This is a genomic window from Aeromicrobium massiliense JC14 (genome assembly GCF_000312105.1).
Taxonomy (GTDB): domain Bacteria; phylum Actinomycetota; class Actinomycetes; order Propionibacteriales; family Nocardioidaceae; genus Aeromicrobium; species Aeromicrobium massiliense.
Map to the genome: position 1 here is coordinate 224,949 of NZ_HE978638.1, position 14,867 is coordinate 239,815.

A 14,867-nucleotide genomic window follows, 5' to 3' on the forward strand; every position below is an offset into this window, starting at 1 on the left:
CCGGGTCACTCGAGCCGCGCGCTGCCGCGATGTGTGGAGGCATGGACCGCCGGGACGCGCAGACAGGTCGATTGCTCCACACATCGCGGGGGAGCCGGGCTCGGGTGAGGTCCGCGACCGGGTCCGGACGTCCGGACGCTGGGTTAGGGCTGGCTAAGGTGGCGGCATGGCCAAGTCCGTGACGTCCCTGGAGGTGCTGCGCACCGAGCGCGTCTCCGCCCACCTGCAGCGCGTGACCTTCGGCGGACCCGGCCTGGCCGCGTTCGAGCCCAGCCCGTGCGCCGACAGCTACGTCAAGCTGCTCTTCCTGGCCGACGACGTCGAGTACCCCGAGCCGTTCGACCTGGACCTGGTCCGCACGACGTTCCCGGCCGAGGCCCAGCCCGTGCTGCGTACCTACACGGTGCGCCACGTCGACCTCGACGCCGGCGAGCTCGTCATCGACTTCGTCGTGCACGGCGACGAGGGCATCGCCGGCCCGTGGGCCGCGAGCGTCCGGCCCGGCGCCCGCATCCACGCGCTCGGCCCCGGCGGCGGCTACACGCCCGACCCCGAGGCCGACGTGCACCTGCTGGTCGGCGACGAGTCGGCGCTGCCGGCCGTCGCGGTGTCGCTCGAGGCGCTGCCCGAGGGCGCCCGCGCCGTCGTGTTCGCCGAGGTCGGTGGCCCCGACGACGAGGCCGCCCTGGTCACGAAGGCCGAGCTCGACGTGCACTGGCTGCACCGCGGCGACGCCGCCCCCGGCACCACGACGCTGCTCGACGACGCCGTCCGCGCCTGGGACTGGCCCGAGGGTCGCGTGCAGGCGTTCGTCCACGGCGAGTCGGCCCTGCTCAAGACCGTGCGGCCGTACGTCCGCGAGCGGGTCGAGCGGCGCGACCTCTCCGTCTCCGCGTACTGGCGCCGCGGCGTCACCGAGGAGGGCTTCCGCGAGTGGAAGCACGCCCAGAAGGACGCCGTCATCCGTCCCGAGCGCGGCTGATGAGCCGTCGCACCGTCGCGGTCGTCCTGGCCGGCGGCCTCGGCACCCGGCTCGGCGGCGAGCAGCCCAAGCAGCTGCTGCGGCTGGGCGGCACGACCATCCTCGGCCACGCGATCGCCGCGTTCGAGCGCTCGCCGCTGGTCGACGAGGTGCTGGTCGTCATGAACCCCGGCCACCTCGACGAGGCGCACGACGTCGTCCGCGAGCACGGGTTCACCTCCGTCCGAACCGTCGTCGAGGGCGGGGCCACCCGCACCGACAGCACCCTGGCCGCCCTCGCCGCGCTGGGTGACGAGGACTGCGACGTGCTCGTCCACGACGCCGCCCGCCCGTTGCTGCCCGACCACGTGGTCACCGCGTGCGTCGAGGCGCTGCGCGACCACGAGGCCGTGGAGCCGGTGCTGCCGCTCGTCGACACCGTCGTGACCGTCGACGCGGACGTCGTGAGCGGACTGCACGAGCGCGAGACCCTGCGCCGCGTGCAGACGCCGCAGGGATTCCGGCTCGCCACGCTGCGCCGGGCCTACGACCTAGCCACCGCCGACCCCGGCTTCACGGCCACGGACGACGCGAGCGTCGTCGTGCGCTACCTGCCCGACGTCCCCGTCGCGGTCGTGCCGGGCGACGAGCGCAACCTCAAGGTCACCGGCCCGATGGACGTCGTCGTGGCCGAGCACCTGCTCGCCCGCGACGCCCACGAGTTCGGGGCCGGGGACGTCAGCCGGTAGGTTGACGCCCGGACATCGGGACGAGGACGGGAAGACAGTGGGCGAGCAGGCACCGGGCGTGAGCGTGTTCATGGCGGTGCGCGACGAGGAGCAGCACATCGTCGAGACCGTCGAGGCCGTCCTGGCGCAGGACCACGCCGGGCCGCTCGAGCTCGTCGTCGCCTGCGGCCCGTCCCGCGACCGCACCCGCGAGCTGCTGGACGACCTCGCCGTCCGCCACCCCGGCCGTGTGACGGTGGTCGACAACCCGACCGGGCTCACCGCGGCCGGCCTCAACGCCGCGCTGGCCGCCACCCGTCACGACGTGCTCGTCCGCGTCGACGGCCACGCCGTCGTGCCCCACGACTACGTCGCCACCGCGGTCGCGACGCTCGAGCGCACCGGTGCGGTCAACGTCGGCGGCGTCATGGCCGCGGTCGGCACGACCCCCACCGAGGAGGCGATCGCCGCGGCGATGACGTCCCCGATCGGCGTGGGCGGTGAGTCGTTCCACGTCGGCGGCGGCGAGGGTCCGGCCCTGTCGGTCTACCTGGGCGCCTTCCGCCGCGAGGCGCTGGACGCCGTGGGCCGCTACGACGAGCGCTACCTGCGCGCCCAGGACTGGGAGCTGAACCTGCGCCTGCGCGAGGCCGGCGGCACCATCTGGTTCACCCCGGCGATGCGCGTGGAGTACCGGCCGCGGCCCACGCTGCGCCGGCTCGCGCGCCAGTACTTCGACTACGGCACATGGCGGCGCAAGCTCGTGCGTGCGAACCCGAGCACCGTCTCGCTGCGCTACCTGGCCGCTCCGATCGCCGTGCTCGGCATCGCCGTCGGCCTGCTCGTGCTCGCCGGGGGAGCGGTCGCCGCGCTCGTCGGGTCGTGGCCGGCGTGGACGCTGGTCGGGCTGCTGCCGCTGGTCGGCTACGCGCTGCTCGTGACGGCCGGGGGTCTCGCCGCCGGACGCGGTCTGGGGCTGCGCGCCCGCCTGACGGTGCCTGCCGCGATCGCCACCATGCACATGGCGTGGGGCACGGGCTTCCTGCTCAGCCGCGGCACGGAGTAGCCGCTAGGCGGTGCCGAACTCCTCGTGCGCCAGCAGCCCGAGCCACTGCTCGCGAGTGTTGCGCAGGAAGTGGCGCGGGTCGGTGCTCCAGGTGTGCTCCAGGCCGGGCGCCGGACGGTGGCGCACGTACAGGTAGCCGACGTCGTGCGGCCGGTACACGCGTCCGCCGGCCCGGGCGACCGACTCCAGCAGCTTCGTGTCGACGGCCCGCGGGACGTCCGACCAGCCGCCGACGGCGCGCAGGTCGTCCGCCGACAGCAGCATCGTGCCGCCGGCCACGCGGTGGGTGAAGCCCTCGGGCACGCCGAAGACCCGGCGCACGGTGGCGTCGAGCTGCTCGACGTGGACGACGGTCGTGCTCTTGCCGACCATGAGCGCACCCGAGACGCGGTGCGCGAGCACCAGGTCGAGCACGTGGTCGGGGCCGTAGAAGTCGTCGTCGTCGACCTTGGTCAGCAGCGTGCCGGACGCCGCCGCGCAGCCGAGCTCGAGCGCGTGCCCGAGCGAGCGGTCGCCGGGGGCGTGCAGCAGCTGGACGGGCACCGCGAGCCCGGCGGGCACCTCGACCGGCTCGTCGCCGTGCACCACGAGGACGACCTCGAGCGACGGGTAGCGCTGGGCGTCCAGCATGGCCAGGATCCGCGGCACGAGGGCCGGACGGCGCGTCACGAGCACGGCCGAGACCGTCGGGGCGGGTCCGAGGCCGGTGGCCAGCGCCGCCCGGCGCTGGCGGACGCTGCGCACGTCGTGGTCGAGGTCGCCGGGCCGGCTCGTGGGGGCGGGGCCCACGGGCACGACGGAACCGGGCACGTCGCCGGTCACCAGGCTGCCGCGGGCCGCGGCGCGCAGCGCCCAGCGCGACAGGACGTCCTGCGGCGCGCCGGACGTGCGGACGTCGACGTCGTGGACGTCGTCGAGCAGGTCGAGCGTGTCGTCGAGCGCCTCCCACCGGCCGCGCCGGCGCAGGCGGGCGGGACGGCGGAGCGTCCAGCCGTCGGCGTCGCCCGTCAGGGTGGCGACGTGGTGGCCGACCGGCTCCGGCACGCGACCGACCGGGTTGTCACGGGTCAGGTCGACCGAGGCGCGGACGGTGCTCATGGCAGGCAACGCTAGTGGACCGGGCCCGGGAGCCCGACGTGCGCCAGGGTCGTATCGTGACGGACATGCGCAGCGTGCACGTCTGGGTCCGTCCCCGTCCCGGCCAGGACGCGGGAGCCACCGTCTCCGCCCTCGCCGCGGCCGTGCGCCGTGCCGGGCTCGACGTCCCCGTCCTCACCGTCGGCGACGAGCGCCCGTCCGCCGTCCCCGAGGCGGTCGTGGTCGTGCCGGCCGGCACCCGGGTGGCGCCCGGCGCGCTGGTGCGGCTGCTCGCCTCGCTCGTCGCGCCCGGCCGCGAGGTCGTGCGGGTCTACGTGCACGACGACGACACCGGGCCGGTCGCCGTGCGGGGCCGTGAGGTGGCCGAGGGCGAGCGCTACGAGCGGCTGCTGGCCGACGACGAGACCCTCGACGCCGAGCTCGCCACCGGTCATGCCGCGGACGACGGCCGCTGGCGGCACTGGGTCGACGGGTCCGACCTGGGCTTCGCCGCCCCGGCCGCCGCGCCGGGCTCCGAGGAGGCCGCCGAGCGCGCCCACGGGCCGGTGCCGCGGCTCAAGGCCCGCGCCCGGACACTTGCCGGCCGTCGCGCCCGCCTGCGCCAGCGGGCGGTCTGGCGTCGCGACGCTCAGCCCCGGTAGAGCCGCCGCGCCACCCGCCGCCGCGCGTCGCGGTAGCGCTCGCTCGCGCCCGCCAGCACGTGCTCGACCGGACGCTCTCCGGCGCCGTCGGCGTCGTCGCTGAGCGCCACCGAGCCGCGCACCGGCGCCGGCCAGCGACGACCGCCCACCCGCTCGGGCCAGGCCGGAGCGGGGCGTCCGGCCGCGAGCTCCAGCACCAGGTCGGCCGCCTCGCGTCCGCCGGTCGCCGCGGGCAGCCCGCCGGTGGCGTCCCGCAGGGCGTCCCGCTCGCCGGCGTCCAGCAGCCGCTCGACCGAGGCGCGCACGGTCGCGAGGTCGTCCGGCGAGGCGTGCAGCGCGACCCCGTCCTCGGCGAGCACACGGGCGCGGGCGTCCTGGTCGTCGGTCTCGTGACCGGTGCTGGGCACCAGCAGGGTCGGCACGCGGGCCGAGAGCAGCTCGTGCACCGCGTTGTAGCCGGCCGCGCCGACGGCGGCGTCGAAGGCGGTCATCCAGCCGGCGAGCGGGTAGACGTCGCGCAGCACGGTGACGTCGGCGCGGTCCTGGCCGATGGCGTGGCGGGCGATGCGCTGGCTCGTCACCACCACCTGCCAGCCGGCGTCGGACGCGTCGACCGAGGCCAGCACGGCGTCGGCCGCCGCGGTCAGGTCGGTGTGGACGCCGGAGCCCGGAGCGAGCAGGAGCGCGGGGCGGTCGGGATCGAGACCGAGGTGGCGGCGGGCGTCGCGCGGCTCGACCACGGGGAGCACGTCGGTCATCGCCACGGGCGCGACCCGGCGGGCGTCGCCGCGGTCGCGGGTCGGGCCCGTGTCGCCACGTCCGGCGAAGTCGCCCGGCTCGACCACGAGGTCGAACGCGTCCGCCGCGGCCAGCCAGGAAGCGCCCACACCGGGCCGCCACATGCCGCGGCGCATCCACACGAACGCGGTGCCGGGCAGGGCCCGGCGCGCCTCGAGCAGCCCGCGGTAGGGGACGACGCCGTCGAAGACGACGACCCGGGCCCCCGTCTCGGCAGCCAGCAGCACGAGCCGGTCGCGCAGGTAGGGCTCCCAGGCGAGGGTGCGGGCCAGGCCGCCGGCGCGGCCGGACGGCATCCACGACGCGGTGCGGCTCGGGACGTGCTCGAGGCGCAGGCCCGGCACGTCCGGCAGGCGTCCGTCGGCGGCGGCGCGCGCGACGGTCGGCAGCGCGGCGGAGAGGGAGGCGAGGGTGGGCTCGAGCCGCCCGGCGCCGCTGAGGGCCAGCGTGAGCTGGCGGGTCAGGTGGCCCATGCCGACGCCGTTGCTGGTCACGAGGAGGACGGGCACGCTCACCGGCGCGACTCTATCGGTCCGCGGCGCCGGGCTCAGCCGCCGACCGCCGCCAGCGCCTGCGCGATCCGGTCACCCAGCCGGGGTGCGACGGACCGCACGAACGTCGCCGTCAGGTGGTGGTCGTCGCGGTAGCGCAGCACGCCCTGGTCGACGACGGGACAGCCGTCGGCGTCGCACAGCAGGTCGTCCACCGCGACGACACGCGCGCGGTCGCCCAGGCGCTGCAGCAGCCACGCGCTCGACGCGGCGGGCCAGACCTTGCTCGGGTCCTGCGCGTCGGCCAGCGGTGTGGCACAGCGGCCGGGCTGCTCCGGGTCCTCCTCCAGGCACTCGATGACGTCCTCGCGGGTCCGCGGTGCCTGGTCGAGCAGGACGGCGGGGATGCCGGCGTCGGCGAGCGTGGACAGGGAGCGGGCCAGCCCGGCGCGGACGGTCTCGTGGTCGAGCCCGCGCATCAGGTACAGCGCGTTGACGACCGCGTCGGGCCGCAGCTCGCGGATGCGCTCGACGGCGGCGGCGTTCCACGCCTCGCAGCTGGTGTTGCGCTGCGTGCGGCGCTCGTCGAGCCGTCCGCTCATGAACGGGCACGCGGACTTCGTCATGCCGGTGATGCGCCAGCCGCGCTCCTGCCCGATGGCGTCCATGGCCGGCAGGTACTGCTCGGTCATCGAGTCACCCACGACGACGAGGTGGACGTCGCCGTCGCGGTCGCCGAACTCGCAGGTCAGCACCTCGGACTCGTCCTTGTGCTGGTGGCAGGTGCGGTCGCCGTAGTCGATCTCGTCGTCCTTGGCGTCCCACGGCGCGGGGGAGTAGCCGACGTCGCTGCCGGTGAGCCGGCGCATCACGTCCGAGGAGCAGGCCCCGGCCAGCAGCGCGGCGGCCAGCAGCAGCGCGAGCAGGCGGGACGTGCGGGTCACGGCTCGACGCCGACGCGGACGAGCGCCCGCTCGAGGCGCGAGCCGAACGCATCGGCGATCGAGAGCAGGAACGTCTCGGTGAGGTGGTGGGAGTCGCGGTAGCGCAGGATGCCGTCGGCCACGGACTCGCACCGACGGTCGCTGGAGCACATCAGGTTGTTGATCGACATCGCGGTGCCCTGGTCGAGACCGTCGAGGATGACGTCCATCCCGGCCGAGGTCCAGACCAGCTCGGGGTCGCTGACCGTGTCGCCCGTGATGTCGCAGCGGGAGGGGTCCCGACGGTTCTTCTCGACGCAGACGGCGACGTCGTCGGCGGACTCGGCGCGCGGCGTGGCCCGCAGCACGACGGACGGCACGCCCGTGCGCTCCAGCGCGTCGTGGATCCCCTCGGCCATCAGGGTCCGCTGCTCGTCGCCGGAAAGACCGCGGCCGAACTGCGGCACCTTCAGCTTGTACAGCGCGGTGAACACCGCGTCAGGCTTCAGCCGGTCGATCTTGCGCAGGGCGTTGCGGTTCCAGTCCTCGCACGCCTTCCAGGACGCGTTGGGGTTCGGGCCCCCGGCGAGCTGGGCGGTGCTGAACGCGCACGCCGACTTGGTCATGCTCACGACGCGCCACCCGCGGTCCTTGCCCACGCGGTCGAGCACGGACAGGTACTGCTCGGTCTTGGAGTCGCCGACGGCGACGATTTCGACGTCGCCCTGGGGGTCGCCGAAGACGCAGGTCAGGACCTTGCTGCTGCGCTTGTCCTGGTGGCAGGTGCGGTCGCCGTAGCTGATCTGGTCCTCGGTCGCCCGGCGCGGGTCCGGGGTGATCTGCGCCGCCGCCGTGCTCGGTTCCGGCGAGGGGGAGGGCGGTGCCGTGGTCGCGCTCGGAGAGGTCGAGGTCCCCGGATCGTCCCCTCGGTCGGTGGACGGGGCGGCCGAGCACGCTGCCAGGAGCAGACCCACGACGACGAGCGGGACGAGGGCACGGGTCTTCACGGCAGGGACTACCTCCAGGCCCTCGGGAGGGGCACGACGACATAGAGTGAGCGGTGCTGTCCAGCATAGTGAGTCCTCTGAAGGAGACATGCATGGCGAAGACCCCGACCTACGCGGTGGTGGTCCCGGTCTACAACACGGCGCGATACCTGCCCGACCTGCTCGACTCCCTGGAGCGCCAGACCGTCGGCATGGACGACCTCGAGATCGTCCTGGTGGACGACGGCTCCACCGACGAGTCGGCCGCCGTCATCGACGCCTTCGCCGCCAAGTGGCCCGACCACGTCGTGGCGCTGCACCTCGAGAATGGGGGCGTCGCGGCTGCCCGCAACGCCGGCATGCGCCGGGCGACCGCCCCGTGGATCACCTTCCCCGACTCCGACGACAAGCTCTCGGACGACTACTTCGAGCAGATGACGCTGGTGCGCGAGCAGTGGCCGGACGTCCCGTTCCTCGCCGCACCGATGAAGATCTGGATCGAGGAGGAGGACGTCGTCCGCGACATCCACCCGATGCGGCGCAAGTTCGCGTTCGGCAACCGTCGCGTCGACCTGGACCTCTCGCCCGAGCTGATCCAGATGAGCGCGGCGTCGGCGGTGTTCGACCGGTCGGTCCTCGAGACCAGCGGGCTGGAGTTCGACGGCCGGGTCGTGCCGCGCTTCGAGGACTCGCACTTCCTCGGCGCTTTCCTGCTGGCCTGCGACAAGCCGCTCGTGGGCCTCGTCTCCACGGCGGCGTACCTGTACCGCCGCCGGGCCGACGGCACGTCGACGATGCAGACCGGGCACCGCAACGAGCGCATCTACACCGACGTGCCTCGCTTCGGCACCATCGACCTGCTCCAGCGGGGCGCCGCCAGGAGCGTCCGGGCCCCGTACTGGATCCAGTACATGGTCCTGTACGACCTGCTGTGGCTGTTCAAGGACGACCAGCGCGCCCAGTCCCACACGGCGTCCATCTCGCCAGACGCCTCGCGCGTATTCCACGAGCACATGCGGACCATCGCCGGGCTGCTGTCGCGTGAGATCGTGGAGTCCTTCGAGGTCACGGGCGTCCCGTGGTGGATGCGGGAGTTCTTCCTCTTCGGCACCGAGGAGGGTGACCACCGGTCCGCCGAGGTCGAGGTCGCGGGGGTCGACGACGCCCGTGGGCTGGTGTGCCTGACGTACCGGTACACCGGCGAGCCGCCCCGCGAGGAGATCTTCGTCCGCGGCCGTTCCGCCGAGGCCCGGTACTCCACCACGCGTCAGCTCTGGCTCATGGGCCGTCTGGTGATGCGCGAGCGGGTCCTGTGGGTCTCGTCGGCCGGACGCGTCCAGCTGCGCCTCGACGGTGAGGTGCAGCGACTGGTCCGTCCCGGTGAGGTGCGCAACCGCTACCGGCTGCGTCCCTTCGAGGTGCGCGACATGGTCGAGCAGGTGCAGTCGCTCCGTCCGGAGCACCTGCGCGACCGCGTGCCGCTCTGGCGCCGCCTGCGGCAGTCGCTGCGCGAGGAGCGCCAGCCGAAGCCCGAGGTGCGTCCGCGCTGGCACGACCGCCTGCTGCGCTCGTGGCCGGTCCGCCGTCCCTTCAGCCACGCCTGGGTGCTCATGGACCGCGACATGGACGCCGACGACAGCGCCGAGGTGCTGTACCGCTGGCTGCGCCGCACCAAGCCGAACGTGAACGCCTTCTACGTCCAGAACCGGCGCTCGTCGGACTGGGACCGGCTCAAGAAGGACCGTTCAGTCCGGCTGCTGCGCTACGGCTCGTGGGCCTGGCGCGCGGCGCTGGTGAACGCCGACCACCTGGTGTCGTCCCACATCGACCGGTACGTCGTGGACCCGCTGCCGCGGGCGCGCTACGGCCCGCCGCACTGGCGCTACACGTTCCTGCAGCACGGCGTCATCAAGGGCGACATCTCGCGCTGGCTGAACCTCAAGGACATCGACGTGTTCGTCACGTCGACCCAGGACGAGTACGACTACATCGCCGGTGACTCCCCGTTCAAGTTCTCCCCGCGCGAGGTGCGGCTGACCGGGCTGCCCCGCTTCGACGACCTCCTGGCGGCCAGCGAGCGGGTGGCCGACGGCGACCGCAACCTCGTCGTCGTCATGCCCACGTGGCGCGAGTACCTCAGCGGACGCTCGCTGGGTGCCACGAACGAGCGCGCGCACCGCGACGACTTCATGGACAGCCGGTACGCCCAGGCGTGGCGCGCGTTCCTGTGCGACGAGCGGCTGCACGCCGCGGCCGACGAGCTCGGCCTGCAGATCGCGTTCATGCCGCACCCGAACACCCAGCCGTACCTGGAGGACTTCGACCTCCCGGAGTCGGTCCGCCTGCTGCGGTACTCCGACGACAAGGTGCGTGACGTCATCGCGCACGCGGCGATCATGGTGACCGACTACTCCTCGATCGCTTTCAACATGGCCTACCTCCACGGGCCGGTGGTCTACTTCCAGTTCGACCGCGACGACTTCTACGGCTCGCACATCGAGCGGCCGGGCTACTTCGACTACGAGAAGAGCGGGTTCGGTCCGGTGACCCTCGAGGTCGACGAGACCGTCGACGCGGTGCTGGACGTGGCCCGCCGCGGGGGAGCCGCGCCGGACTACCTGGAGCGCATCCAGCGCACCTTCCCGGTCCGCGACGGGCGCAACTGCGAGCGCGTGTACCGGGCCATCGTCGAGACGACGCGTCCGCTGTCCGCCGGCCGCGCGGTCACGGCCGCCCCGGACGACGCCTGGAACGTGCCGACGGACTGACGCCGGTCGGACCGACCGGCCCACGGGCACGGGACGGGAACGACGAAGGGGCCCCGCGCACGATGCGCGGGGCCCCTTCGTCGTGCTGCCGGCCGGTCAGGGCCGGGCGGGGACCTGCAGGTCGGTGACGATCAGGTTGTGGTCCGACGGCGGCGTCGAGGAGACCGAGCCGTCGTAGGAGACCACGTTCTCGAACCGGGTGCTGCCGGCGATGCCACGCGTCAGGATGTGGTCGATGCGCAGCCCGTAGCCGGACGGGTCCGGCGTGCGCGCCGTCAGCTTGTTGAAGCTGGCGTACTGCAGGTTGACCGGCGCCTGGCTCGCGGCCGAGTCGTAGAACCCGGACCGGACGAGGGTCGTCTGGGGGCCGGGCGTGCCCGCGGCCTGGCCCGCCGCCTCGTGGTAGAGCTGGGAGTTCAGGTCGCCGGCGATGACCACCGGGACGCCGTCCTCGGTGGCCGCGTCGACCTTCGTCCGGAGCTGCTGGGCGACCTGGCCCAGGCGCTTGGCGACCGCTGCGTTGTCGCCCACGTACGCCGGCAGGTGGACCGCCACGACGTAGAAGTCCTGGGCGGCGTCGGCCGCGCCGACGGGACGGAAGCGGGCCCACGGGACGTTCATGGTGTCCTGCTGCGTCGTCGTCATGGACTTCGCGTAGGTCAGGCCGAACACGCCCTTGGACTGCAGCGCGAGCTTGCTGCCGCGGTAGTAGATGCGGTTGCCCTGGTTGCTCTGCGGGTTCGGCGAGTAGACCGCCGACTCCGTGACCGCGAGGCCCGACAGGCGGCTGTCGAGGTCGTTCCAGGCGTGCATGCCGCCGGCGACGGCCTCCTGCACGGCCAGGACGTCGAGGTCCCGGACGTTGACGGCCGAGGCGAGACGCGGGGCGCGGGTCGACCAGGGGGCGGCGTCGGGGTTGCAGCCCTCGCACATGACGTTCCACGAGCCGACGCGCACGGGCAGGCCACTGGCCGGGGTGGTCGGCGTCGGCAGCGCCGCTCCGACGGTGCCGTGGCTGCTGCGCGGGGCCGCGTAGTCGCCCTTGGCGAAGCCGTTCTTGGCCCACAGCTGGACCCACAACGGGTTGCCGTAGGCCACGGAGGTGAGGTCGGCGTCGCGTGCGGGCACGGTGAGGGAGACCTTGGTGCCGGTCTTCTGCGTCTGCGCGGCCCACGGCGTCCAGCGCTTGATGCCGGTCAGCGAGCGCAGCGGCCCGACCGTCGCCTGCGCGTGGGTGCTGTCCGCGGTCTTCGACCAGGTGACCGTCACGCCGTTGGCGGCGGGGCGCACCGCGAAGGCGGACGAGCCGGACGGGAAGCTGGCGGGACGACGGGCTCGCAGCGCGACGTCGCGGACCGTCGACCAGCCGTCGGCCAGCGCGCCCTTGCGCGCCCGCACCTGCAGGTAGAGCGTGCGGCCCGGGGTGACGCCGCTGATCCAGGCCGACGTCGTCGTCACGGTGCGGTACCGCGCGCTGGTCATCTGCCGGCTGGTCGACCACTTGAGCTCGTAGCCGGTCACGTTCGTGGCGCGGTCCCAGCGCACGCGGATCGAGCGTCCGTCGAAGTCCTCACGGTCGACGCGGATGCCCTTCAGGGGCGTGGTGATGGCGGTCTGTCCCACGGCGGTCGGCGACCAGCGGCCGCGCTTGGAGCCGTTGACGCCGCGGACGCGCACGTAGTAGCGGGTGCCGGGACGAAGCTTCTGCACGAGCGCCGAGCGCTGCGAGCGGGTCGTGGAGCCCGCGCCGGCGAACGTCGACCGGGTGGACCACTGGACCTGGTAGCGCTTCGCCCGCGACGCCGAGGCGTACGACACGGTGAACGAGGTCGGCTTGGCGGCCGAGACCTTCGCCCAGCCGACCTTGGCCGGTGTCTTGGACGCGGCCTGGGCCGGCGCCGCGACCAACGTCGCGGTGACGATCGCAGCCAGGATCCCGAGGACGGCGGACGTGCGTCTGGGCACGGAGACTCCCTGAGGTGTTGAGCAGTGGGGACGGCGGTGCCTGTGAGTGATCGGCAGCACGGCACCGTATCCAAGACAACACGGCCCGGAATCCCGTTGTTCCGGGACTTCCTCGCTCGTGACCGCCCTCCGGCAGGGGCTCGCTACTCCTGGAGGGCGCCGGACCCGATGGCTCTGACGGCCTCGAACACCCGCCGGCTGTTGTCGGTGTCGCGGTGGGCGAAGGCCGCGGCGACGCGGGCCTCGTAGGTGCCGGACGTGCGTCCGGCCAGCAGTCCGTCCAGGGCGTCCAGCAACGTCTCGGGGGTGGTCGCGACCGGACCGAAGCCGTCGCGCTCGTAGTCGAACCAGCCGAGCCGCTCGGTGTGCCGTCCGCTGAAGAACGTCTCGCGGTCGAACTGGTAGTAGGCGGTCGGACGTCCCAGGTAGGCCATGTCGAACGGCACGGAGCTGTAGTCGGAGACCATCAGCCGGCTCTCGCTGAAGACCCGCTGGACGTCGGCGTCCTCCGGGACCACCTCGACCCCGGCCGGCAGGTCGCTCCCGGCGAGCTCGTCGCGCAGGTTGGGGTGCGGCATGAGCGTCGGCGTCAGCCCGTGGGCGGCGCACAGGTCGTGCAGGCGGGGGGACGCCAGGAGCCCGAGCCAGGCGTGCCAGAACTCGCTGTCGTCGAAGGCCACGCGGTCCACGACGCCGGGACGGTCGGTCAGGTAGCGGCGCCACGTCGGGGCGACCAGGAGCCGGTGGGGCGGGACGGTGCGCTCACGGTCCTTCTCGAGCAGCGTGTCGAGCCGCGGCATGCCGGTCAGCACGGCCTCGAGCGGGGTGACCCGGTACGGCCCGGGGCCGGCGAAGGCGGCGTGCTCGCGCGGCGTGGAGGCGACCAGCAGCGCCATGTCCTTCGTGTTGAGCCAGCGCGACACCTCGCCCTTCGTCACGCCGTGCTGCAGGAACGTGAAGTGCCAGCGCGGGGGACCGTGGCGCTCGACGTCGAGCGGGTCGGTGACGTCGCGACCGGCGTGGGAGGAGATCACGTGGTCGGCCAGGAGCAGCAGCTCCAGGTGCTCGGGCGTGCCCCGGTTCACGATCCGGAAGCCGTCGGCGCGCAGTCGTGCGTCGTCGTGGCACCCGGCGTCGATGACGAACCACGCGTTGACCTCCGGCCGGTGCTCGCGCAGCCATCGGTACAGGGCCTCGGCGTTGTCACCGCCCTTCGCGACCCGGTCGGTCAGCAGCCACGCCCCGGCGAAGCGGTGCCGGCGCAGCAGCGGGCCGCGCAGCCGCCGGGCCAGCTCGGCGTCCGCGCGCTCCTCGACGGGGTCCAGCGGCGTGGACGCCTCCGCGTGGTCCAGTCGGCCGTGGCGTCGGCGCAGCCGCGGAGGCAGGAAGCGGGCCTGACGGTCGGTGAGCGTCGCCAGGACGCTGTCGCGGACGTCCTCGACGCGGATGCCGTCCGAGAACGCGGTGCGGCCCATGCGGATCGACATCTTCGCGCCGGCGACCTCGAGCCGGACGGGGCCCGCCGCCGGCGCCCACAGGATGCGCTCCTGGACCAGCAGCTGGCCGAGCAGGCGGTACTCGCGGACGGTGGTGGAGGCGGGCTCGAGCGTCCGGTCGCCGCTGACGAGACGCTCGTCGGGGACCGCGCCGGAGAAGAAGTAGCGCAGCTGCACCAGGTCGCCGCGCACCTGGGTGGACACCCGGGCGCGGTTGCCGACCCGGTCGCCCTCGGCCAGGCCCCAGCGCAGGGCGGCCCGGACCCACACCGGCGGGGTGTGCGCCTTGTAGGCGGCCACGACGTCGTCGTCGAGCAGGGCGCGCACCTGGCGGGCCAGCGGCATGAACCGCTCGCCGACCTCGGACGGCATGAGCGCCGACCGCGCGTGGATGCGCTGGCCGGAGCGGAGCACCCAGCTGAAGGCGTAGATGACGACGTTCTGGACCCACGGCGGGACGTGGCCGTGCAGGGCGGCGGCCTCCTGCAGGACGGCGAGGTGCCCGTGCTCGACCACGTCGGTGTAGGCGCGTGGGTCGTCCCAGGCGACCTGCATGCTGGAGCTGCGGTCGGCGCGCCGGCGGTACACGTAGTCGGTCGAGCCGACCAGGCCCAGGCGCGGCTCGGGCGAGCGCAGCAGGTAGCGCGTCACGAGGTGGGCGTCCTCGAAGTTGGGCCGCAGCCGCGGGTCGAAGACGAGCCCGTGCTCGAGCAGGCGGTCGCGGCGCAGGAGCGCCGAGTTCGTGCGCATCTGCACGACCTGCGGCTCCTCGCGCAGCGACACGACCCGGTCGCCGCCGTCGAACTTGGCGTTCAGCCGCCCGTCGTCGCCGATCGTCCCGGACTCCTCGTCGAAGTGCATGATCCGCGTGACGTAGGCGTCGGCCACGGGCTCGGGGCCCATGAACCGGTCGAGCGTCTCGAAGTAGTCGTCGCGCACCCAGTCG

General features: G+C 73.7%; 11 protein-coding genes. 5 read left to right on the plus strand and 6 right to left on the minus strand.

All coding sequences use genetic code 11. The features are described from left to right. The first annotated feature begins 166 nt into the window (after positions 1–166). Genes HGAM_RS13845 through HGAM_RS19465 form a run of 3 tightly spaced genes read left to right on the plus strand, consistent with a single transcriptional unit; the run spans position 167 to position 2,755 of the window. Positions 167–982, plus strand: coding sequence for a siderophore-interacting protein (locus HGAM_RS13845; RefSeq protein WP_019146098.1), 816 nt, complete (start codon positions 167–169; stop codon positions 980–982). Continuing rightward, positions 982–1,710 (plus strand): 2-C-methyl-D-erythritol 4-phosphate cytidylyltransferase, encoded by a 729-nt coding sequence (gene ispD / locus HGAM_RS19460; protein ID WP_019146099.1) that lies wholly within the window; start codon positions 982–984, stop codon positions 1,708–1,710. The genes HGAM_RS13845 and ispD overlap by 1 nt, the downstream gene beginning before the upstream one ends. Positions 1,711–1,768: 58 nt before the next feature. Next, complete coding sequence (locus HGAM_RS19465; RefSeq protein ID WP_245532135.1) at positions 1,769–2,755, plus strand: glycosyltransferase family 2 protein; 987 nt, start codon at positions 1,769–1,771, stop codon at positions 2,753–2,755. Positions 2,756–2,758: 3 nt separating this feature from the next. Here the strand turns inward: HGAM_RS19465 and HGAM_RS19470 are convergent, their stop codons facing one another. Next, entirely contained in the window at positions 2,759–3,853 is a 1,095-nt protein-coding gene (locus HGAM_RS19470; protein ID WP_019146101.1) for a glycosyltransferase family 2 protein, read from the minus strand. Positions 3,854–3,918: 65 nt separating this feature from the next. Between HGAM_RS19470 and HGAM_RS13865 the strand changes: the two genes are divergently transcribed. Continuing rightward, positions 3,919–4,494, plus strand: coding sequence for a hypothetical protein (locus tag HGAM_RS13865; RefSeq protein ID WP_147543758.1), 576 nt, complete (start codon positions 3,919–3,921; stop codon positions 4,492–4,494). Here HGAM_RS13865 and HGAM_RS19475 read toward each other — a convergent pair. From HGAM_RS19475 to HGAM_RS13880, 3 genes are read right to left on the minus strand one after another with little or no spacing between them, the layout of a single operon-like run. After that, positions 4,482–5,807, minus strand: coding sequence for a glycosyltransferase (locus tag HGAM_RS19475; RefSeq protein ID WP_019146103.1), 1,326 nt, complete (start codon positions 5,805–5,807; stop codon positions 4,482–4,484). The two genes, HGAM_RS13865 and HGAM_RS19475, sit on opposite strands and share 13 nt — an antisense overlap. A gap of 32 nt (positions 5,808–5,839) precedes the next feature. Then, complete coding sequence (locus HGAM_RS13875; RefSeq protein WP_019146104.1) at positions 5,840–6,727, minus strand: SGNH hydrolase domain-containing protein; 888 nt, start codon at positions 6,725–6,727, stop codon at positions 5,840–5,842. After that, entirely contained in the window at positions 6,724–7,713 is a 990-nt protein-coding gene (locus HGAM_RS13880; RefSeq protein ID WP_019146105.1) for an SGNH hydrolase domain-containing protein, read from the minus strand. Before HGAM_RS13880 ends, HGAM_RS13875 begins: the two co-directional genes overlap by 4 nt. Positions 7,714–7,805: 92 nt before the next feature. On the opposite strand from HGAM_RS13880, the gene HGAM_RS13885 reads away from it, so the two are divergent. Next, positions 7,806–10,460, plus strand: coding sequence for a bifunctional glycosyltransferase/CDP-glycerol:glycerophosphate glycerophosphotransferase (locus HGAM_RS13885; RefSeq protein WP_019146106.1), 2,655 nt, complete (start codon positions 7,806–7,808; stop codon positions 10,458–10,460). Between the two features lie 96 nt (positions 10,461–10,556). Here the strand turns inward: HGAM_RS13885 and HGAM_RS13890 are convergent, their stop codons facing one another. Further along, positions 10,557–12,425, minus strand: coding sequence for a fibronectin type III domain-containing protein (locus HGAM_RS13890; protein WP_019146107.1), 1,869 nt, complete (start codon positions 12,423–12,425; stop codon positions 10,557–10,559). Between the two features lie 143 nt (positions 12,426–12,568). Continuing rightward, on the minus strand, positions 12,569–14,867 hold a 2,299-nt coding region (locus tag HGAM_RS21015; protein ID WP_172636452.1), incomplete at its 5' end, for a CDP-glycerol glycerophosphotransferase family protein.